This is a genomic window from uncultured Microbacterium sp., assembly GCF_947488465.1.
In the GTDB taxonomy this organism is placed as follows: domain Bacteria; phylum Actinomycetota; class Actinomycetes; order Actinomycetales; family Microbacteriaceae; genus Microbacterium.
Map to the genome: position 1 here is coordinate 1 of NZ_CANKZA010000019.1, position 773 is coordinate 773.

Annotated in this window: 1 rRNA gene; it reads left to right on the forward strand. The window is 53.7% G+C overall.

From position 1 onward, the window contains the following. Positions 1 to 32: 32 nt before the first annotated feature. Positions 33 to 773: ribosomal RNA gene (locus Q0653_RS14005) — 23S ribosomal RNA — on the forward strand; the annotation flags it as partial.

Sequence of the window (773 nt, forward strand, 5' to 3'; positions counted from 1 at the left end):
GGTTCACGTCGATTCTGATAGAACTCATGTGACATCAAGTCTTTAAGAGCAAACGGTGAATGCCTTGGCATCTGGAGCCGAAGAAGGACGTAGCAATCTGCGATAAGCCTCGGGGAGTGGATAAGCACACTGTGATCCGAGGGTGTCCGAATGGGGAAACCCCGCTGGGCGGCGTGCCGACCTAGTGACTCCCGCCTGAATATATAGGGCGGGTAGAGGGAACGTGGGGAAGTGAAACATCTCAGTACCCACAGGAAGAGAAAGCAACCGCGATTCCGTGAGTAGTGGCGAGCGAAACCGGAACAGGCTAAACCGAGTACGTGTGATATCCGGCAGGAGTTGCGTATTCGGGGTTGTGGGACTTTTCAGGTTGCTCTGCCGAGCAGCCGGCGTTACAAGAAGGTATAGACGAACCGCATTGAAAGGCGGGTCATAGAGGGTGATAACCCCGTAGTCGAAATGCTTCTCTTGGCGCGAAGAGTATCCCAAGTAGCACGGGGCCCGAGAAATCCCGTGTGAATCTGTCAGGACCACCTGATAAGCCTAAATACTCCCAGATGACCGATAGCGGACAAGTACCGTGAGGGAAAGGTGAAAAGTACCCCGGGAGGGGAGTGAAATAGTACCTGAAACCGTTTGCTTACAAACCGTTGGAGCAGCCTTGGTAGCTGTGACAGCGTGCCTTTTGAAGAATGAGCCTGCGAGTTAGCGATATGTGGCGAGGTTAACCCGTGAGGGGTAGCCGTAGCGAAAGCGAGTCTGAATAGGGCGAT